The sequence below is a fragment of the Paraliobacillus sp. X-1268 genome, assembly GCF_003426095.1.
Lineage (GTDB): Bacteria > Bacillota > Bacilli > Bacillales > Amphibacillaceae > Paraliobacillus_A > Paraliobacillus_A zengyii.
Genome location: NZ_QJSK01000001.1, coordinates 705,553 through 727,704, shown reverse-complemented (window position 1 = coordinate 727,704; position 22,152 = coordinate 705,553). Strand labels below are relative to the sequence as shown.

Genomic DNA, 22,152 nt, shown 5'->3' with positions numbered 1-22,152 from the left:
TTATATATAGTCACATGAAGCAGCGTTCGTAAAATGTAATCATGATTTTAAACCACTATCGTTGGATATTTATGTTAATATTAATTCACCAAAAGATTATCAGGGAGGAATTTGAATATGGAGATCTATCAAGCCACGAGTGAAGATTTAGAAGGAGTAGCAAATTTATTTAATGATTATCGTGTATTTTATCAACAAAAATCAGATATAGAAGGTGCTAAGTCTTACATTAAAAAACGTTTAGAAACCAAGGATTCTGTTATATTTATTGTGAAAGCTAAACAAAAATATCTAGGATTCACACAACTATATCCGACATTTTCTTCCATATCTATGGCTAGAGCGTGGATTTTAAATGATTTGTTTGTAGATGGAGAAGCAAGAAAGCAAGGTATAGGAGAAATGCTTTTGCAAAGGGCGAAAGAGTTTGTCAGTGAAACAGGTGCTAAAAGTATAAGCCTGAGTACAGCGCCAGATAATTATTCGGCTCAAAGGTTATATGAAAAAAATGGTTACATACGTGATACGGAATTTTATCATTATGAATTAATTTTGACTAAGTAACTGTTTGAGACGTTATCCAATAAAATAGACCAATATAAAATAGTAAAACCTGATTTCAATTTTTGGTGAGAAATCAGGTTTTACTATTGAAAGCTTGATTGGATTCAATAGTCATTTAGAGATGAATTAATGTCTGGATCAATAAATTGTGCATACGTTTGCTTTAAAATCCATATATATTAAAGTTAAAGGAGGAAGCATTGTGATACGTGAGCCAGTTCCCCACAAGTTCGTTATGAAATAATAGGATAAAAAAAGCCAATTAATTATTAATGTAAGCGTTTAAATTTTTTTAAAAAGTTATTGCTTTATAAAAAGGCCTATGGTATTGTTTGTTTATACAAGTTAATGCAAACGATTGCTTAAATTGAATAACAAAGCAATTAATGCAAGGGAATCACAAAATTCTACATTAATTTGTAAAACGCTTTCTTTAATAAATAATAAAGGGGAGATTTACAATGAAGAACAAAAAATTTCTGTTTTTATCTCTAGCTTTCGTATTAAGTATTTTGCTAGCTGCTTGCGGGTCCGAAGATAGTAGTTCTGGTGACACGGAAACAGCAGAAGGAGATAAAGTAAGTATTGAGATATTCCAAGGGAAAGTAGAGTTTAAAGATCAATTCGAAGATTTAGTCGCTAAGTATGAAGAAGAAAACCCAAATGTTTCAATTACAGTTGAAACTGTAGGTGGGGGAACTGATTATGCGCCAGTGCTAAAGTCAGCATTTTCTTCGGGTGATGCACCAGATATTTTTAATGTTACTGGTCCACAGGATGTAATCGATTATAAAGAATACTTAACAGACCTTTCTGATACAGCAGCAGCTCAGGCCGCTCTTGAGGGTACACTGACGGCAGTTACAGATGGTGATCAAATTCTTGGCTTACCATTTAATCAAGAAGGCTATGGTTTAGTTTATAATAAACGAATTTTTGAAGAAGCAGGTGTTAATGCAGAGGAGATACTCACTTTTGAAGATTTAGAAGAGGCTGTCAAAACAATCGATGGTATGAAAGAAGAACTAGGCATAGAAGGTGTGTTTGCATTACCTGGTAAAGAAGCATGGGTTATGGGTGATCATTTAGCAAATGCGTTTTTAGCACCTGAATTTAATAATGATATTATGGAAGCGTTTAATGCTGAAACAGTAACATTTGAAAGAGGAGATGAAATGAAGCGTTTCCTTGATTTACAAGCTGAATATTCTGTTGGACCTGTTTTAAGTCTAGATTATTCACAACAAGTCGAAGAGAACTTTTCGCTTGAACGTGTAGCGATGATTCAACAAGGTAACTGGGTTTACCCATCTGTCCAACAAATGGATGAAGAGTTAGCGCAAAACATTGGTATGTTACCAATTCCAGTTGAGGGATTAGAGGGACGCCTTCCAGTTGGCGTACCAAATAACTGGGCAGTTAATAATGAAGGTTCAGAAGCGGAAATTCAAGCATCTAAGGATTTCTTAGATTGGATGTATACATCTGAAGAAGGAAAGAGAGCAGTATTAGAAGACTTTAAATTCATTCCAGCTTATGAAGGTTATGATACAGAGATGATCTCAGATCCACTTTCAAAAGACGTCTATACGTATTCTGAAGCAGGTAATACAATTGGATGGATCTTCGGCGGATATCCAAGTAATCCATGGGGTACAGACGTAATGGGATCAAACATGCAACGTTATTTAGCTGATGACATGACATGGGAAGAAGTAGTAGAAGATTCGATTGCTAAATGGGAAGAAAAGAGATAGGTAACTAACATATAGAATCAAGCGATGTATATACATCGCTTGATATTTTCATACAAACGGAGGGGATCAACATGCGAAATCGTGATCTAGCTTTTTGGTTATTTTTAACACCTGTTTTATTAGGGTTAGGTTTAGTGGTAATTGTTCCATTGATTTATGGTACGATATACTCCTTTACGAATTGGAATGGTTTAACAGCTGATAAATTTGTTGGATTAGAACATTACATTAATCTATTTCAAGATAAAGGTTTTTTAAACTCGATTTGGTTCACGATAAAGTTTTCGGTTGTAACGGTATTTTTACTTAATTTTTTTGGTTTAAGCTTAGCATTACTTGTAACACGAAAACTAAAGTCTGCTAATTTTTTACGAACAATCTTTTTTATGCCTAACTTAATTGGTGGTTTAATACTAGGTTTTATCTGGCAGTTTATTTTCGTTAGTGTATTTGATGATGTCGGACAATTATTAGGAGTTGAAAGTTTACAAGGTTGGCTAGCGACAACTGCTACCGGTTTTTGGGGCTTAGTTATTTTAACTGTATGGCAAATGTCTGGTTATATTATGATTATTTACATTGCTTATTTACAAAACATTCCAAATGAATTAATCGAATCCTCTAAGATAGATGGTGCAAATAGTTTCCAACGTTTCAGAAGTATTACGTTTCCATTAGTTGCTCCAGCTTTTACAGTTAGTATGTTCTTGACACTATCAACATCATTTAAAATGTATGATCAAAACTTATCATTAACAAATGGTGGACCATTCGAATCAACGCAAATGGTAGCGATGAATATTGTTCGGACAGCATTTGGAGCTAATGAAATGGCTTATGGACAGGCTAAAGCAGTCGTATTCTTCATTATTGTAGCGGTAATTTCATTAACACAAGTGTATTACAACAAGAAACGGGAGGTTGACATGTAATGAAGCATAAGAGAAAAAAATATCTTGGAGAAATAGTAGCAGTATTACTTGGTTTAATCTGGCTTTCCCCGTTTTATTTAATGCTTGTTAATGCATTTAAATCAAAAAGAGAAATCTTTACTGATGTTTTAGGTTTACCAGAAGGTCTAGAAACAACCAACTTTGTTGAGGCGTTTGTTGATTTAGACTTTATTAACTCCTTAATGAATTCGTTAATTGTGACAGGCGTAAGTATTGCCATTATTGTGTTTTTCTCTTCTATGGCAGGTTATGCTTTAGCGCGAAATAAAAGTAAACTAAGTGGACTGATTTTGCTTCTTTTTGTTGGTGCGATGTTAATCCCGTTCCAATCTGTAATGATTCCATTGGTTGCACTATTTGGGAAGGTTGAATTGCTAAATCGCTTTGGACTCGTTTTCATGTACTTGGGTTTTGGTTCTAGTTTATCTATTTTCTTATACCATGGTGCAATGACTGGAATTTCACGCTCACTAGATGAGGCAGCGATTATCGATGGTGCAAATAAATTCCAAACATTTCGTTATATTATCTTTCCGTTATTAAAACCAATCTCGATGACAGTTGGTATTTTAAATGTCATATGGATCTGGAATGACTATCTCTTACCATCTCTTGTGTTAAGTGAGAGTAATGCGACGATCCCATTGAAAATGTTCTATTTCTTTGGTCAGTATACAAAACAATGGCATTTAGCCTTAGCTGGTTTAACGATTGCTATTATTCCAGTAGTTATTGGTTATTTCTTCGCACAGAAACAAATCATTGCAGGAGTAGCAGAGGGTGCTGTAAAATAACAGTATTAACTAATTGAATTTAGTAGTAAGTAGGTGAAGAGATGGCAGTTACAATAAAAGATGTAGCTAAAGAGGCGAATGTGGCAACTTCAACGGTTTCACGTGTTATTTCAGATAGTCCTAATATTAGTGAAAAAACAAAGCGAAAAGTACGCAAAGTAATGGAGGAAATGGGTTACTATATTAATTTAAACGCGCGTGTTTTAGTACAACAGTCTACACAAAACATTGGAATTGTGATGAAAAACTCAACGATTGAGTCCTTGCATGATCCATTCTTTCCAGTAGTGTTACAAGGTATTAGTTCTTATGCGAACAAGCAAGACTTTAGTATTAGTATAACTACCGGTGATACCGAAGAAGCGATTTTACATGATGTAGAGAAGATGGTGCAAGGGAAACGTGTAGATGGCATGGTGGTTACTTATTCGAAAGAGAATGATAAGGTAGTACCCTATTTATTAAAATGTGGAATTCCCTTTGTAGTAGTTGGTAAGCCAGTTGTACACACAAACGAAATCATGTACGTCAATAATGATAATGTTCTAGCAGCAAAAGATGCGACAGAACACCTTATAAAATTAGGACATGAAAAAATAGCCTTTATTGGTGGAGATAATGAATTCGAAGTTTCCATTTCAAGATTAAGAGGTTACCAAGAAACAATGCAATTACATGCACTCAAGCTGAATGAATCATACGTTAAAGAAGCGCCAAGTTCGGATTGCATAGAAAGAATTGTTACTGAATTGTTAGCATTGCCAGATCGGCCAACCGCTATTATAGGAACAGATGATTTAACTTCGTTGCATATTATGTCTGTATTAAGAAAAAAGCATGTCCATGTTCCAGAAGACATTAGTTTGATTAGCTTTAATAATACGATGGTTGCACAATTATCGAACCCTAGTTTAACATCAATTGATACGAATGTTTTTCAACTTGGCTATGAAGCGGCGCGGTGTCTAATTGAGGAGATTAAAGAACGGTCAACCTATGCAAAAAGTGTCATTATACCTACTAAGATAGAAATAAGAGATTCCACTGCGTCTATTTAAAGGCAATTTTTTTTAATAGATAAAGCAAACGTTTGCTTATGATTTGCATAAAAGTGTCATGATGTAGGTGATTAAAGGAGTAGAGACTTATGAATACAATGATGAGCGGATTTTTCAGAATAACGGAATGGATTATGCGATTTTCAGTCGTGAATCTATTATGGCTAGCCTTTAATTTGCCAATTGTTTTGTTACTAGTGAGTGCAATCTATGCAGAAGGAACCTTTCCGTTCTTCTTTTATATACCAATCATAATCCTCGCGCCATTTCTATTCTTTCCAGCAACAACAGCGATGTTTGCAATGGTAAGAGATTGGATTATGGAACAAGAACAAAAATCTCTTATTAGTAGTTATTGGAAGTATTATCAGACAAATTATAAAAACAGTTTGATTAGTGGTTTAGTATTAACGTTGATTTGGTCGGTCCTAATTATTGACTTCTATTTCTTTCAGCAAACAAATGTTATTTTATTTTTCACATTTATCTTATTTGGGATTGTTTTATATGTCTATACACTTATCTTTTTCGCAGTACTTGTGCACTATGACATTGCGTTAAAAGCAGTGTTTAAAAATTCCTTTTTACTCACATTAGGCAGTCCAATTCTTTTTCTTGCGGTACTAGTTACCAGTGTAATTATTTTATATGTAAGTATTAATGGCTTACTTTTTTTATTTCTATTCTTTACTGGTAGTTTGATCGCTTTTATTACCTTCTCAGCATTTTACCGTCTATATATGAATTTGAGTAAATAATATAGAGAGAAATAAGGTAATTAATTTTGTGAAAATCATTCCCAATAATAAAATTTTGGAGGGGTTAGATGCCTAAACAATGGTGGAAAGAAGCAGTAGTTTATCAAATTTACCCAAGAAGTTTTAACGACAGTAATAAAGATGGTATTGGTGATTTAAAAGGTATTACAGAGAAACTTGATTATCTTGCAAAACTAGGCATTGAGGTGATTTGGTTATCTCCGGTATATCAATCACCAAATGATGATAATGGTTACGATATTAGTGATTATCGTGCCATCATGGATGAATTCGGTACACTGGAAGATTTTGATGAAATGGTAACGGAAGCTCACAAACGCTCTATAAAAATCATGATGGATCTCGTTGTTAATCATACATCGGATGAACACGAATGGTTTGCCTCTTCACGTTCATCAAAAGACAGCGCTTTCCGTGATTATTATATTTGGAAACCGGCTAAGAAGGATGGAATGCCACCAACAAATTGGGGTGCAGCATTCGGAGGCAGTGTGTGGCAATATGATGAGAAATCGAATGCATACTATCTTCATCTATTTAGTAAAAAACAACCAGATTTAAATTGGGAAAACAAAGATGTCCGTCATGAAGTGTATAGCGTAATGACCTACTGGTTGGATCGTGGTGTAGATGGGTTCCGAATGGACGTTATAAATATGATCTCTAAAGATCAACAGTACCCAGAAGGAGAAATGGTAGAGACTGGTTATAGTGATGGCTCACCATACTATTTGAATGGGCCTCGGATTCATGAATTTTTACAAGAAATGAATCAACAAGTATTAAGTAAATATGACACGATTACGGTAGGTGAGATGCCTGGCGTTAATGCTGAACAAGCACGTTTGTATACTGGTGAGAATCGAAATGAACTAAATATGGTTTTTCATTTTGAACACGTAGATATAGGAAGTGGGAAGTTTGGTAAATGGACGCCACAACCATGGCAACTAACTGAATTGAAAACAATCTTTTCGCGATGGCAAGAAGGTTTAGAAAGAGATGGTTGGAACAGTTTATATTGGAGTAATCATGATCAACCACGAGCTATTTCGAGATTTGCGAATGACTCTGAGGAGTATCGTGAGGTCTCAGGTAAAATGTTGGCAACCTGTTTGCATATGCTAAAAGGTACACCCTATATATATCAAGGGGAAGAGATTGGAATGACGAATGTTGCGTTCGAAACAATTGATTCATACCGTGATATTGAAACAATAAATGCCTATCTAGATTACACAAAGAAAGATCTATTAAGTGAACAAGAAATGATTCAAGCAATTCATGCACGTAGTCGTGATAATGCACGGACGCCAATGCAATGGTCGAATGCGTTAAATGCTGGATTCACCGAAGGGAAACCATGGATTCCGCTTAATCCAAACTATCCATTTATTAATGCGGATAAAGCACAATCAGATTCGAATTCTATTTTTTATTATTACCAACAATTAATAGCATTACGAAAAAAACATCCAGTTATTGTCCATGGCAAATATGAATTATTACTCGATGATGATGAACAAATCTATGCCTATACAAGAAAATGGAAGGAAGACACGTTACTTGTTATCTGTAATTTTTCTAGTGAGTCCGTAAGCTTTCATCTTCCAAAGCACATATCATTTAATGAGAAAAATATATTACTAGCAAACTATGATGTAAGTGAAAAAGATCCAATAGAGAACATTACTTTAAAAGCCTACGAAGCACGAGTGTACAACTTAAGATAAAGGATTAGGGGGACGATCATGAATAAGAAGTGGTGGAAAGAAGCAGTGGCCTATCAGATTTATCCAAGAAGCTTTATGGATTCAAATGGTGATGGGATTGGAGATATCCAAGGTGCCATTCAAAAGCTTGATTATTTAAAAAATCTTGGTATTGATGTAATCTGGATGAGTCCAATTTACCAATCACCAAATGATGATAATGGTTACGACATAAGTGATTATCAGGATATTATGGATGAGTTTGGGACAATGGAAGATTTTGATCAATTACTAGAAGAGACACATAAACGAGGGATGAAAATCATTATGGACTTAGTGATAAACCATACATCTGATGAACATCCATGGTTTATTGAATCGCGTTCTTCTAAAAATAATGCCTATCGTGATTATTATATATGGAAAAAAGGTGAAAACGGGAAAGAACCAAATAATTGGGAGTCGATTTTTAATGGATCTGCCTGGGAGTATGATGAAAAAACAAATGAATATTTTATGCATGTATTCTCTAGAAAACAGCCAGATTTAAATTGGGAGAATAAAGCGGTAAGAGATGAATTATACAAGATGGTAAATTGGTGGTTGGATAAAGGTATAGACGGTTTTAGAGTCGATGCCATCTCCCACATAAAAAAAACAGAAGGGTATCCTGATATGCCTAACCCGAATAAGTTAACATATGTACCATCATTTAAAGGACATATGAATCGACCAGGTATTGATACATTTCTTAGTGAATTTGCAGAAAAGACACTCCATCATTATGACATTATGACTGTCGGCGAAGCGAATGGTGTGAAAGTAGAAGACGCTGATCAGTGGGTTGGAGAAACTAAAGGTTACTTTAATATGATTTTTCAATTTGAACATTTAGATTTATGGGGAAAAGGTTCATCGAATGGACTAGATATTCATGCATTAAAAGAAACACTAACCAAATGGCAAACTGGTCTTGACGGAGTTGGATGGAATGCGCTATTTCTAGAAAACCATGATCAGCCAAGATCAGTCTCCACATGGGGAAATGATACTAATTTGCGTCAAACTTCAGCAAAGGCTTTGGCAACCTTATATTTCCTCATGCAAGGCACGCCATTTATCTATCAAGGACAAGAAATAGGCATGACAAATGTTCAATTTGATTCAATTGATGAGTATAACGATATCGCAATAAAAAATCTCTATAAAAAAGAACGAAAAGAAGGGAAATCGCATCAGAAAGTAATGGAAGTGATTTGGAAGAGTGGTCGTGATAATTCGCGGACACCGATGCAATGGTCAAGCGCGAATAATGCTGGTTTTACAACAGGCAAACCATGGCTCAAAGTTAACCCGAATTATGCTGACATAAATGTCGAACAAAACTTAGAAGATCCGAACTCCATCTATCATTATTACAAGAAATTGATCACACTACGACGATCTAGTGAGACGTTACTATATGGTAGCTATGATTTAATAGGAGAAGAACATGACTACGTGTATGCATACACAAGAACACACGATGATAATACCGTATTGATTACAGTGAATTTATTTGAAAGTGAAACAACGATCACGTTACCAGATGAATTTAAAAATAAAGAACGGTCATTATTGCTTAGTAATTATAAGGTTCAGGAAAGCAATACTACAACCTTATCATTACGACCTTACGAAGCGAGAGTGTATCAATTAAAGTAAAAAGTAAAAAGGATCTATCCAACTCTGGATAGATCCTTTTCGTGATTCAACAAACCTTGACAACTTTATTTAACAGCACCATCAGCTATACCTTTAATAATGTACTTTTGTAAGAACATATATAAGATAATTATTGGAATAATCGCTAACACTAACGCAGCTAATGCTAAATGCCATTGTGTTGAATACTCACCAAAGAAATAAAAAGTTTTCAAAGGAATCGTATACATTCCTTCTTTATTTATTACTATGGATGGTAAGAGATAATCATTCCAAAACCAAATTGCATTTAGTACGATAACCGTTACCGTTGTTGGACGTAACATGGGGAGGATGATATAGCGATATACTTGAAATCTATTACATCCATCAATAATAGCTGCTTCATCAAGAGAGGTTGGAATACCCCTTAGAGCCCCAAAGAAGAGGAAAACAGCTAAACTAGACCCTAGCCCTAAGTACATAATGGAAATTCCAAAACGATTTAACATATCGAAAGAACCAAAAATGGATACTAAAGGAATCATAATTGCTTGGAATGGGACCAACATCAAGATTGCAAACAAAAAGTAAATAAGTGTACTCGTTTTCGTTTTCCTTCTAGATAGTGCATATGCTGCCATAGAAGAGAAAATAACAATTAACAATATACTAAAACCTGTTATAAAAACAGAGTTTAAAAAGCTTCTTACGAAATCGAGTTGTATAAAAGCTTCAGGATAATTGGCTACAGTTCCGTCATTAGGTAGTCCTAACGTATTCGTGAAGATTTCTCCTTTTGTTTTAAAGGAGTTGACGATCACTAAATAAAACGGATAAATCCAAATTACTGAAGTTATAAAGCCTAGAAATAAATAGATATATACAGATAGCTTCTGCTGTTTCATTACAAATCGACCTCTCTTTTACGTGTAATATAAATTTGTAAGACAGATATTATTGTAATAATCACCAAAAAGATAACAGCTTTAGCTTGGGCATAACCCATTTCCTGAATTTTAAAAGCTGTATTATAAATGTTCATTGTCGCCATTTCGGTCGAGCTAAAAGGCCCACCAGCAGTTAGTGCCATATTTTGATCATACACTTTAAAGGCATTTGAAAGTGTCAAGAACATACTAATTGTGAATGCTGGTGCAACTAAAGGAAATTTAATCTTCCAAAATTTCTGCCAAGCATTCGCACCATCAATCGTGGAAGCTTCTAATAATTCTTCTGGCACATTATTCAAAAACGATATATAAATAACCATTATATAGCCACTCATTTGCCATACAAATAAGATAACTAAACCCCAAAAGCCGGTATTTGTATCTGATAACCATCCATTAAAGGCATCAATTCCTGTAATTTCTCCTATACTCGCAAAAGCTTTTAAAAAGATAAACTGCCAGATAAAACCTAAAATGATGCCACCTATTAGATTTGGCATAAAGTAAATAGTTCTGAATAAGGTACTAGTGATTTTGCTGAACTTTTGTGTAACTAATAATGCAAAACCAAGTCCTAGTGCGTTAATACCAATTACAGATGCTATTGAAAACCCTGCTGTAAACAGCATACTATCCCAGAATTGTCCATCGCTTATTAATCTTGTATAGTTGTCTAATCCAATAAAGGCAGCAACTTGAAAACCGTTATATTCTGTGAAAGAGTAGTAAATACCTTGAATAAACGGGATGATTATGACAAGTGTAATTGCTAATAAACAAGGAATTAAAAACATCCAATAAGAACTTTTTTTGAAAGTCACGAATATCCAACCTTTCTATTTAACGCATAGTGTCGAAAAAAAGTTCGACTCTATCATTTAAATTATCCTGGTTCAATCGTACGTTAAGTGTGATAAACGGACGATTGAACCAGATTAAAATTTCACTTTATCTCATTTTAGAATAGTTTTCTTTTGTCACTTCTTCAAAGTCCTCCCATGTAATGTCACCATTTAGATACTTTTGAAATTCAGGAAAGAGAGCTGTTGAAAAGAATCCATCTGGATATTGGTTATTTGCCCATACACCAGTTTCACCGTTCATTAGCATTTCATAAATAGTTTTAGATACTTCATCTGCTATTGCATCTGTATCATAGCCTTCATGTGCAGGTATATATTTAAAATCACTCATAATTTTCTCTTGACCATAATCAGAGGTGTACATCCAATCCATAAATGCTTTGGATTCTTCGACAGACGCTTCATCTTTGTCACCGTTTATTCCCCAGAACCAAGAGGGACCTGCAATTATTTTACCTTCAGTATCATCTTCCACATACATCGGTAAGATACCAAGCTTTTCACTTGCAAAGCTCTCATCAATGCTGTCTAAGGATGGGATAATCCAGTTACCTTGATGTATAATAGCAACTTGCCCACCTGCAAACATTTCTTCCACTGATGTACTATAATCTAATGATAATATTGGCTGTGCATTGTATTGATTGAACAAGTCAGTATATTCTTTCATTCTACTTCCGTATTCAAGATCTAATTGTTCAGATTCATAAGCTTCAATTACGCTATTGTTAAATTCAGGTGAAGTAAAATGACTTGAAAATTGACTTACAACCCAATCTTCTTTTCCGCTAAAAGCGAACACGGACTCTAAACCAAGTTCTTCTTTTTGGCTATCGATCGTTTCCACAGCCTCGACAAAATCTTGATAAGAACCTATGCTTTCTGGATCTACTCCAGCTTGATTAAATATATCTTTATTAATCATCCAACTATAACCTTCTATATTTAGAGGGATGCCATAAGGCGTGCCATCCAGTGTTGCCCCCTCTAATGTTCCATCAATTGCAGTCTTAGCAGATTCCATTTCAGATACATCAATTAAATAATCTTGATATTTTGCAGCATCAGATAGTCCCCCCAATAAAAAGATATTAGGTTCATCGTTTGATGAAAACTTTGCTTGTAATGCTGATGTTGCGTCTTGTCCGCCACCAACCGTAGTTAAATTAATCTTTACATCGGGATTCTCTTCTTCATATTTTGCTATCATTTCTTCTAGTTGATCTTTTGTTTCTACTTTAATATTAAAAATGGATAGTTCAACTTGATCGTTGTTACCGCTTTCAGTATTTGTCGAACAAGCAGATCCTATTAGTAAAAATACTGTCAGTGTAAAAAATAATCCTATTAATCTTTTTTTCATATTAACCCTCCTCGTATATTACCTTCCAGATTTCAAGTGTATCTATACAAATGTTTATCTACAACATGGTCATTGTCTTACTTACAAGGAAAAAAACTATGAATTGCAGAGGAACCTATCACCTCCTAAATATATTATAATAAGTCAACTTTCATACTAGGGCTATAAAAGATTTACAATACAATATTTAATTCATGTGAACCATGAAGCTTAATTTTTACTTCTCCTGAATCTGTTTCTAACTCCCCGCTTGAAATGGAGCTAATCGTATCATATCCTTTAAGCGCAATGGAATAATTTAATTCTTTCATATTCGTTTCAATAGCAATATGCTTACCTTTTTTTATAGCTGTGACGTTACCAATTTGCTTACCATCGAGATTGGTAACAGAGGTTTCTGCTAGTAAGTCATCTTTTAGTTCATAAATTGTAAAAGTAACATTTTCAGCAAATTCATAATCAGGTCGATCATTTTTTTCACCTAAAGCTAAAATCGTGTTCTCCTTAACAAATATAGGCATATCAAGGTAATTATACTTTTTGCTTTGCCAAGAACCGCCTTTTACCACGTTACCAGTTAATAAATGTGTCCAGTTACCATCAGGTAAATAGTACGTACCGACACCTTCCTCATTAAAGATAGGAGCGACTAACAATGAATCACCAAACATATATTGTCGATCAAGTACATGTGTGTTTGGATCTTGAGAAAATTCTAGTAACATAGGTCGCATTACTGGGACACCTGTCAGGTGATTATCAACAGATGTACGATAAATGTAAGGCATTAATTTATTTTTTAATTTAGCAAAGTGTTTCGTCACTGCAACAGCTTCTTCATCGTAAAGCCATGGGACACGATACGAAGAGCTTCCATGTAAACGACTGTGACTAGATAAAAGTCCAAAAGCTGTCCATCGTTTAAATAAGTCTGGGCTTGCTGTATTTTCAAATCCACCTATGTCGTGGCTCCAATAACCAAAACCTGAAAGTGAAAGAGATAAGCCGCCACGTAGGCTCTCAGCCATTGATTCATATGTTGTGTCACAATCACCACCCCAATGAACGGGGAATTTCTGACTTCCAACTGTAGCTGATCTTGCAAAAACCACTGCTTCTTGTTCGCCTTTTTCTTTCTTTAATAACTCAAATACCACTTCGTTATATTTATAGGCATAATAATTGTGCATGCGATCTGGATCAGAGCCATCAAAATATGAAACATCTATTGGTATTCTTTCACCAAAATCAGTTTTGAAGCAATCTACACCCATGTCTAACAGTTCTTTCAGTTTCGATTGATACCATTTACAAGCAGCAGGGTTTGTGAAATCAACAATTCCCATGCCAGCTTGCCATAAATCCCACTGCCATACGTCACCATTATTCTTTTTGATTAGGTAGCCCATTTCAGCTGCTTCATCAAATAATGGTGATTTTTCTGCAATATATGGATTAATCCAAACACAAATCTTTAATCCTTTTGCTTTTAAACGTTGTAACATTGATTCAGGATCTGGGAATGCATCCTCATCCCATTTAAAATTACTCCATTGGAATTCTTTCATCCAAAAGCAATCAAAATGAAAAACACGTAATGGTATATCACGTTCTGCCATCCCGTCAATAAAGTGATTGACAGTTTCTTCATTGTAGTCTGTTGTAAATGAAGTGGAGAGCCACAAGCCAAAAGACCAAGCAGGTGGTAACGCTGGTTTACCTGCTAGTTGTGTATAGTTACGTAATATTCCTTTTGAATTGGTACCGCTTACAATATAATACTCTAGCATTTCTCCCTCAACACTAAACTGTGTTTTGGAAACTGCCTCAGCACCTACTTCAAAACTTACATTTTCCGGATGATTAACTAATACACCATATCCACGATTGCTTAGGTAGAAAGGGATGTTTTTATAGGCTTGCTCTGAGCTTGTTCCACCATCTTCATTCCATATATCAACCGCTTGCCCGTTTCTCACAAAAGGGGTAAAGCGTTCACCTAATCCATAAATATATTCCCCAACATTGAGGTTCAATTGACTGCGGATATAACTTTCTTTCTCTGGTCCTTGAACCCAAGCAATCCCTTTTGTATCTAACTGTGTAAGTTTTTTATCGCCATAATAAAATTGAATAGTAAATGGATCTCGTTCGACTCTTACTTTCATATTTCCACTATGAAAGATGGTTTCTTCTGCTCCATTTTCAGTAGTAAAGTTTAATGGAATCGAATTATCAATTAACTCAAAGTTGGGCGTTTTGTTTTTTGCTCCTTTATGATGCCAGGCTCTTACTCGAATTACATCTTCCAATGGTGAAGATAATTGAATCGTAAGGGAAGAAGTGTTTAATGTATCCCCTCTGTCTTTAATAACTTTACATGGTGCATAAAGTGTTAATATGTCCTTCGTTTCCGATGTATCACGAATAACATATGGATGATTAATCGTAAAACCTTCTTTAGTAAGCCAGTATCCATTCGTAAATTTCATTTTGACACCCCATTCATTTGATATTACGTGTATTGAATTATCTACTTCTTTTCCTAACTTTTTTATATACTTTATATTTATAATTATATTGATATTTTAACTCTTTTTATTGCACTATTCTAATATTTAATAACACAATTCTGATATGATGAGCAAAGGGAGGCTACTATATGGATAAATTTATGTTGTTGGAGGATAGGGAACATGGAGATAATATGTTTCCTTTTCGTGTATACACAGTTGATTATTTAGATGGAGATGCAATATTTAACGTACATTGGCACCATGAATTGGAGTTTATTTATGTCGAAGAAGGTAAGATTAACTTACAGGTCGGAACTGAAAATCACACATTAAGAGAAGGGCAAGCTTTTTATATACCAACCGGCCAGCTACATGGTGCCTTTCCGATTGATAAAATACCGTTTAAACTTCATGCCATTGTATTTCATTTTAATTTATTAAGAAGTTTTAGTTACGATCGGATGGAGTCGAATTATTTAGAGCAATTAGAAAATCCAGCTATTTCAAGTGCTGTTAGGTTGTTACCTAATGAAAGTGAAGGGGAGATATTGAAGATTGTAAATAAATTAATAGATGCCTATGTTAATCGAAGACCTAGTTTGGAACTCGTAATTAAGGGATATTTATTTTTATTATTTGCTGAGATGTTTGATAAACAGGTATGGAAGTATAATGATCAAATAAGTTTCAAAGATTCAAATAAAATTACTTTACTAAAAACTGTCTTAAAATACATGAACAAAAATTATAATCAAAAACTTACTGTGCTTGACTTAGCTGCACAAGTTCAAATGAGTGAAGGACACTTTAGTCGATTTTTCAAGTCTTTGGTTCGTATGACACCGATGGAATATTTAAATAAAATAAGAATTAGCAATGCTTGTAAATTGTTACAAAAAACAGATAAAAAAATGATAGAAATTGCAATGGATGTTGGTTTTAATAATCAAAGTTATTTCATCCGCCTATTCAAAAAACAAAAGGGGTGCACACCGATAGCATATAAAAGAAAAAATCCTGCTATTAATCTATCAGAAGATTCCTCACATAGACCTTCTTGAAAAACATGAGAGTTTGTATAATTGAAATAGTGTCATTATCAAAGAAGAAGCACTTAAACATAACAATCAAAAAATCAATTTTATATCTTTTGGGTTTGTCCTACATTAGGAAACAGTTAAGTTATTTGCCTTTTATGACTTAGGTAGCACGAAAATGACTCATGAGATGGGCAATAGAAATAAAGAGTAAAATGGTACATCTTTAATTTTTATATGCTTAGATCAATTGTAAAGAAAGTGAAAGCTATTGCCAAACAATAATGAAAACGTATACAATATAAGAATATGATGCTAAAAATAATGAAAATTACATATCATGAATAACGATTGGCCTTTAAGTTAACTTGTTTCTTGAAAACATATTATTGTTTAATGGATACATTTCGAATTAAGGAATATTTTTTACCAACAGATGTGTGCTCCATGTAGTGTCGTAGTAGTTAAGAAAAAAATTTAGGACTGTGATGACTCGATTAATCGTACAATCGAAACCATTTGCTGATAGGGCAACAAAGAAAGAAAGCTACGTCGGAACAATCATCAACTGTGACGTAACAGAATCTCCTGACCCGCTACTCAAGTGAAATTGACTCCCTTTCCGCAGGCACGGCTTCAGCTAACTCGGAAACAAAGAACGTTACCGAGTGGATCTTCAGCCCGCGCTGTTCCTGCAGGAGTGTCGCCAATTTCATTTGATACGCTAGTTAGGAGAAATAAACAGCAATATTCACTATGAAGAATTAGGTTATCTAGGGAATGAAGCAAGTTTGAAGAAAAACAGTAATTGTAATGTTGAATATAAACAATTGATAAGCTTGTCTAGCTAAAGTGTCATTATTCCATACGCAATCATCATGTAGATTCTGAACTAGCTTTGGAAATATACGTAGACTCCTGTGGGAACAGCGCGGGCTGAAGATCCACTTAGTAAAGCGCTTTTTGCTTTACTAAGTTAGCTGAAGCCGTGCCCACGGAAAGCGGAGTATATTTCCTAAGCGGTATGTTACGTCGCAATTTCTCTCAAATGTGAGGTTTTAAGAGTAATTAGGCTCCAAAATAGTCATTCATTTAAAATAGATAAAAACAAGTAATTTTGTACCCATTACTCTAATTAGGGATGGTGAGAAGAAATGGGATCATTAATAAAGGTACTCATTGTGGATGATGAGTTGTTAATTAGGCAAGGCATCTTACACTATGTTAATTGGGAAAAAGAGGGGTTTGAAATTGTTGGCGAAGTATCCAATGGGGTGGAAGCATTAGCGCTAATTGAAACGCAAAAACCAGCTATCATTATTACGGATATCGTGATGCCGGTTATGGATGGAACTGAATTTATAAAAAAGGTAAAAAAAGAACAGCCCCACATAGATGTGATTGTTTTAAGTAGTTTCAATAACTTTGATTATGTGCGAAGCACGTTTCAAAATGGGGTAGCTGATTATATATTGAAACCGAAACTTGATGGTAAGATATTGCTTGATACACTTAAGCGCGTTGTAACTAACCGTTCACTTTCTAACAATATAGAAACAGCAGATGAAACAATAGATAACCAAAAATCGATAAGTGATCTATTTAAAAAGTTATTAGCGGGTTATGCATCAACAAGTGAGCTAGAGTTGTTAAAAACATCTTTACCAAATGAGATGTGTTGTTTAGTCGAATTAAATGTAACGAGTCAAGACGAACAAACTGCAATCAAACCGTTAGAGCAAATAGAATTTATGGTGCAAGCATTAGAGAAATCGGTTTGCCATTTGCTTGAGAGTACTGAACGAGCGAGTACTTTTATTATAAATTTATCATTTGATGCATATGAGATGCTAATCGCGACGATTACTGATCGTAATCATTTAACAAGTAACTTTACATGGTTAATAACTGAACAGTTTAATCAGGTTGACCAATTACCAGCTATCTATCAAGGTCAATTGGTCGCGATGCGCAAGTATTTATTTTATTTAACGGATGAGCGTGTACTTCGATATAACAACTTGCCTGACAATGTCATACCTGAAGTACCATTTGATTTAAATTACTTTCTTGAATTGTTTAAATATAAAAAGGTAGATGAATCGATTTACTATTTAAATAAACATATTGATTATTTAACAAATGACTATACGAGTGACCGTTCAGCATTTAAATCTTTTTTAGGTAATGTTATTTTTAATGTAATGGTCGTGATGGATCAATTAAAATATGATACTAATGAATTTAAAAAGGATAAATACGAATACTTTAATCAAATTAATAATGCGTATACCGCTGAACAAGCCCGAAAAGCACTTGCTCAGTTTATGCTAGAAATTAAGGCAATTATTTATCAAGCAGATAGTAAAATACAAACAACGAATATGACTGTCTTACTCGCTTATATCGATGAGCATTATTCAGAATCAATTAGTTTAACTGGATTGGCTAAACACTTTCACTTTAATCCGTCTTACTTGTCTGCTTATTTTAGTATGCATCACAACTTGGGGTTTAGTGAGTATTTAACAGGAGTACGTATAGGGAAGGCTAAAGAACTTTTAGAAAATAGCCAAATCTCCATTTCTGATATTAGTGGAATGGTAGGTTATGCCGATCATAGTTATTTTTGCAAAGTATTTAAAAAGAGAGTCAATAAATCCCCTGGTAGTTACCGAAAAGATAGATTGAAATGAGACAGTTTAAATGGATTAAACTAATTGAAAAGAATAACTTATTCATTAAAATATTCTTTGTTACCGTCATTAGTATTACGTTAGTATCATTGTTGATTACAGTTAGTTCAATTCGTATGTCAACGGAGCTTTTTTTAGAGACGTTTAGTATTACAAATTCAAAAATTAATACACAAATACGCTCTCAGTTTGAAGCGTATAGTAATGCGGTAGTGAAAACATCAAATCAAATTGAAAGTAATGGGACGATCAAACGTGTGTTAAGTGAGGAAGAATTTGATTCGCTTAATTTAGCTGGTTCATATTATGAAATTATTAATCAGCTAGAAAGTATTTACTCAAATTTACAGCCTTTAGGTGCTAATATGATTGTCACAAGTACAGATCAACAATTGTATAATATGAACTACTCTTATTGGCCAACTTCCTTGCCAATCTTAAAAAAACATCCGATTACGCAAATTACTTTAGCGACACCAGATCGCATTAATTATCATTTTGTCAAGCCTGAAACACTTAATGGAGAGGCAATGTTGGTTTCAACTAAAGCCTTATCTGAATTATCATCTGATCATATTTATGGCATACTGTATATTTCCATTAGTGAAAAACAACTTAGAAGTTTCTATGAAGGATATACAAGCGCAGGCAATGATGTGCTGCTTATTGACCGAAGTGGTAAAGTAATCTCAAGTAATAATGAAGCAAATATTGGTTTAGATAACGTAGAATTATTAGAATATGCCCAAAAGGGTGATGATGAAGATATAGAGATTCAAGATATCACGCTTGGAAGCAGTGATTATTTGTTCTTGTCAGAATACATACCAGGTTTTGATATGTATTTAGTGAATCTGATTGATAAACAAAAAGTAACAAGTAGTCTAATTAACACACGTGAAATTATTCTAATTAGTAGTAGTATTGTTTTCTTTGCTGTGATTGGTGTGTTTATCGTATCACGTCGTATTACGAAGTCGTTGAGTCGACTAGTTACACAGATTGCAAAGCAAACCAAACATGATTTCAGTAAACGAATTGAAGAAACTGGTGGCTATGAGGCAGAAAAAATTGCGCGCGCCTTTAACTACACGTTAGATGAGCTACAAGATTATGTGAAAATTGTAGTAGAGTCCCAGAAAAATCAACGTGATGCAGAGCTAAGGGCATTACAACATCAGATAAATCCACATTTTCTCTATAATACGTTGACAACAGTTAAGTTCATGGTTATGCAAGAAAAAACCGAACAAGCAATGGAAACAATTCATGCACTCATCTCCTTATTACAAAGTGCATTAGGAGAAGTGAGCCAGACGGTTTCTGTTGAGCAAGAACTTGAAAATATGAAGTATTATGTCTTTATTAATCAAGCACGTTACGGTGAACGTATTAAGGTGAATTACTTTATCGTTCCAGATGTATTACACTACCACATACCAAAACTCGTTTTACAACCATTTATTGAGAATGCTTTCTTTCATGGCTTTAATAAAAAGAAAGAAGGTTATATCCAAATTATGATTCATCAAGAAGCGGATACATTAGTATGTGAAGTTGTTGATGACGGGGATGGTATGCAGTTGGAAAAAGAACAATTCCCTTATGTTTATAAAGGTAAACGCCAAATGTTTAGTGGTATTGGCATGCGGAATGTACATGAACGAATTCTTTTACTTTATGGTGATCGCTATGGTGTGCAAGTGTCTAGTACAATCGGAGAGGGTACTAAAGTAGTTGTTCGATTACCATTAATTACAAATTCATTAGATGATGAATCGTAACTCAATTTTTCCTGCTTCGTAAAATATTGTAATTTATTTCCAAACAGCTTGTTGCGATGTAAAAGTTATCTAATAACTAAAGAAAATACAAATTCTAAAGAAAATACAACTATAAATCTTACCGGTTATTTAACTGCATAAATAATTACAAGGATAGTCTAAAGATCGTTCTAACGATCTTTTTTTTCGCGCGTTATACTAAGAATGTAGTTAAAGATAACGCTTACAAAAAAACTGGGAGGTTTAATTATGAAAAAGTTATTTTTATTGGTATTTGCAATAGTTAGTGTATTTCTATTAGCAGCTTGCGGTGGAGATGGAAGTTCAGATGAGACAGAAGGAACAGACAGTACATCATCTGAGGACACGAGTAGTGGAACTCAAGAAATATCTGTTTGGGCTTGGGATCCTAACTTTAATATTGCGGCGCTTGAACTTGCAGAAGCGGCATACGATGGAGAGACAGATATAGAATTAGAAATTATTGAAAACGCACAAGACGATTTAATTCAACGATTAAACACAGGATTAAGCTCGGGAACAACGCAAGGTATGCCTGACATTGTGTTAATTGAAGATTATCGTGCGCAAAGCTTCTTACAATCATATCCAGATGCTTTTTATCCATTAACGGATTATATTAATGCAGATGATTTTGCAGCTTATAAAACAGAAACAACCAGCCTTGATGGCGAACAATATGGTGTACCGTTTGATTCAGGTGTAGCTGGTTTGTATGTACGCACAGATTATCTTGAAGAAGCAGGATACACGGTTGAAGATGTAACAAATATTACTTGGTCCGAGTATGTGGAAATCGGAAAAAAAGTGAAAGAAGCTACAGGTAAGGATATGATTACATTAGATCCAAATGACTTTGGGATTATACGGACCATGATTCAAACAGCAGGGACATGGTATTTTGAAGAAGATGGTTCCACACCCCATTTAGCTGATAATGCAGCATTAGAGGAATCATTTGAAATTTATAAAGAAATGATGGAAGCAAACATTGTGAAGATGAATTCAGATTGGAGTCAGTTTGTTGGAGCATTTAATAGTGGGGATGTTGCTAGTGTACCTACAGGAAACTGGATTACACCAAGTGTGAAAGCAGAAGAATCACAATCAGGAAATTGGGCCGTCGTTCCAGTTCCTCGTTTAGAAGTGGAAGGAAGTGTAAATGCTTCAAACTTAGGTGGTAGTTCATGGTATGTATTAAATACAGATGGTAAAGAAGCAGCAGCAGAGTTCCTTGCGAACACATTTGGTTCAAATGAAGCTATTTATGAAGAGTTAGTTACAGAAATCGGTGCTATTGGTACGTATATTCCTGGTATTCAAGGAGAAGCGTTTAAAGACGAAGATGAGTTCTTTAGTGATCAACCGATTATATCTGATTTCACAGAGTGGACAGAAGAAATTCCAGCAGTCAATTACGGCATGCACACCTATGCAATTGATGATATTTTAATCAACGAAATGCAAAACTATTTAAATGGTAAAGCTTTATCTGATGTGATGAATGATGCACAATCACAAGCTGAAACGCAGTTAAGATAAGAATAGAGAAAATGATCGTGAGATACGTTCGTTAATCACGACGATTGTATCTCACGCTCTTATTTTAATCGAAGGGA

Annotated in this window: 16 protein-coding genes; 12 read left to right on the top strand and 4 right to left on the bottom strand. The window is 34.4% G+C overall.

The annotated features are described in order from the left end of the window. The first annotated feature begins 117 nt into the window (after positions 1-117). The 8 genes from D2K62_RS03690 to D2K62_RS03655 all read left to right on the top strand — a co-directional run bounded on the left by D2K62_RS03690 (position 118) and on the right by D2K62_RS03655 (position 9,321). Positions 118-564, top strand: coding sequence for a GNAT family N-acetyltransferase (locus D2K62_RS03690; protein ID WP_112180621.1), 447 nt, complete (start codon positions 118-120; stop codon positions 562-564). 461 nt (positions 565-1,025) lie between these two features. Beyond that, complete coding sequence (locus D2K62_RS03685) at positions 1,026-2,321, top strand: ABC transporter substrate-binding protein (RefSeq protein WP_112180622.1); 1,296 nt, start codon at positions 1,026-1,028, stop codon at positions 2,319-2,321. A 71-nt stretch (positions 2,322-2,392) separates the two neighbouring features. Beyond that, on the top strand, positions 2,393-3,253 hold the full coding sequence (locus D2K62_RS03680) for a carbohydrate ABC transporter permease (RefSeq protein WP_112180623.1): 861 nt from the start codon (positions 2,393-2,395) through the stop codon (positions 3,251-3,253). Then, positions 3,253-4,068, top strand: a complete 816-nt coding sequence (locus D2K62_RS03675; protein WP_112180624.1) for a carbohydrate ABC transporter permease — start codon at positions 3,253-3,255, stop codon at positions 4,066-4,068. Before D2K62_RS03680 ends, D2K62_RS03675 begins: the two co-directional genes overlap by 1 nt. A 41-nt stretch (positions 4,069-4,109) precedes the next feature. Continuing rightward, positions 4,110-5,126 carry a LacI family DNA-binding transcriptional regulator gene (locus tag D2K62_RS03670; RefSeq protein ID WP_117160923.1) on the top strand — a complete coding sequence of 339 codons (1,017 nt, stop codon included), beginning with the start codon at positions 4,110-4,112 and terminating at the stop codon, positions 5,124-5,126. Between the two features lie 89 nt (positions 5,127-5,215). Then, positions 5,216-5,884, top strand: coding sequence for a YesL family protein (locus D2K62_RS03665; protein WP_117160922.1), 669 nt, complete (start codon positions 5,216-5,218; stop codon positions 5,882-5,884). 68 nt (positions 5,885-5,952) lie between these two features. Beyond that, positions 5,953-7,638, top strand: a complete 1,686-nt coding sequence (locus D2K62_RS03660) for a glycoside hydrolase family 13 protein (RefSeq protein ID WP_112180627.1) — start codon at positions 5,953-5,955, stop codon at positions 7,636-7,638. A gap of 18 nt (positions 7,639-7,656) precedes the next feature. Further along, positions 7,657-9,321 carry a glycoside hydrolase family 13 protein gene (locus D2K62_RS03655; protein ID WP_117160921.1) on the top strand — a complete coding sequence of 555 codons (1,665 nt, stop codon included), beginning with the start codon at positions 7,657-7,659 and terminating at the stop codon, positions 9,319-9,321. Between the two features lie 65 nt (positions 9,322-9,386). Here the strand turns inward: D2K62_RS03655 and D2K62_RS03650 are convergent, their stop codons facing one another. From D2K62_RS03650 to yicI, 4 genes are all read right to left on the bottom strand, one after another. Continuing rightward, positions 9,387-10,208: a carbohydrate ABC transporter permease gene (locus tag D2K62_RS03650; protein ID WP_112180629.1), complete on the bottom strand. Its 822-nt coding sequence runs from the start codon at positions 10,206-10,208 to the stop codon at positions 9,387-9,389. Continuing rightward, positions 10,208-11,074: a carbohydrate ABC transporter permease gene (locus tag D2K62_RS03645; RefSeq protein WP_369974622.1), complete on the bottom strand. Its 867-nt coding sequence runs from the start codon at positions 11,072-11,074 to the stop codon at positions 10,208-10,210. Before D2K62_RS03645 ends, D2K62_RS03650 begins: the two co-directional genes overlap by 1 nt. Positions 11,075-11,201: 127 nt before the next feature. Then, positions 11,202-12,479, bottom strand: a complete 1,278-nt coding sequence (locus D2K62_RS03640; RefSeq protein ID WP_117160920.1) for an ABC transporter substrate-binding protein — start codon at positions 12,477-12,479, stop codon at positions 11,202-11,204. 173 nt (positions 12,480-12,652) lie between these two features. Continuing rightward, positions 12,653-14,971, bottom strand: a complete 2,319-nt coding sequence (gene yicI / locus D2K62_RS03635) for an alpha-xylosidase (protein ID WP_117160919.1) — start codon at positions 14,969-14,971, stop codon at positions 12,653-12,655. A 170-nt stretch (positions 14,972-15,141) separates the two neighbouring features. Between yicI and D2K62_RS03630 the strand changes: the two genes are divergently transcribed. The 4 genes from D2K62_RS03630 to D2K62_RS03615 all read left to right on the top strand — a co-directional run bounded on the left by D2K62_RS03630 (position 15,142) and on the right by D2K62_RS03615 (position 22,075). Next, a complete protein-coding gene (locus D2K62_RS03630; RefSeq protein WP_112180632.1) occupies positions 15,142-16,056 on the top strand; it encodes an AraC family transcriptional regulator in 915 nt (304 codons plus the stop codon). Between the two features lie 1,130 nt (positions 16,057-17,186). Then, the gene (locus tag D2K62_RS03625) at positions 17,187-18,728 is read left to right on the top strand and encodes a response regulator transcription factor (RefSeq protein WP_117160918.1); all 1,542 of its coding nucleotides are present in this window, start codon (positions 17,187-17,189) and stop codon (positions 18,726-18,728) included. After that, positions 18,725-20,512, top strand: a complete 1,788-nt coding sequence (locus D2K62_RS03620) for a sensor histidine kinase (protein ID WP_117149283.1) — start codon at positions 18,725-18,727, stop codon at positions 20,510-20,512. Before D2K62_RS03625 ends, D2K62_RS03620 begins: the two co-directional genes overlap by 4 nt. A 249-nt stretch (positions 20,513-20,761) precedes the next feature. Further along, positions 20,762-22,075 (top strand): ABC transporter substrate-binding protein, encoded by a 1,314-nt coding sequence (locus tag D2K62_RS03615; protein ID WP_117149284.1) that lies wholly within the window; start codon positions 20,762-20,764, stop codon positions 22,073-22,075. Positions 22,076-22,152: the final 77 nt, after the last annotated feature.